We start from the raw sequence: 257 nt of genomic DNA, 5'->3' as shown, positions 1-257 counted from the left end.
AAACACGGTGGCGATACCCTGGCCCAAGCCGATGCACATGGTTGCCAGGCCGAACTGCGCGTCGCGACGTTCCATGTTGTTCAACAAGGTGGTCGAGATGCGGGAGCCGGAACAGCCCAGCGGGTGGCCGAGCGCGATGGCGCCGCCGTTTGGGTTGACGCGCGCGTCGCCGGCGTCGATGCGCCAGTGTTTCAGCGCCGCCAGAACCTGCGCGGCGAAGGCTTCGTTAATCTCGATGATGTCGAAGTCGTTCAAGG

Annotated in this window: 1 pseudogene; it reads right to left on the bottom strand. The window is 64.2% G+C overall.

The features are described 5' to 3' along the window. Positions 1-257, bottom strand: a pseudogene (gene fadA / locus AC4IFT_RS22565) (acetyl-CoA C-acyltransferase); the annotation flags it as partial.

It is taken from the genome of Providencia sp. UF-183, from assembly GCF_058246155.1.
Note: the sequence above shows the minus strand (reverse complement) of the source record. Positions and strands in the feature narration are given on the sequence as shown.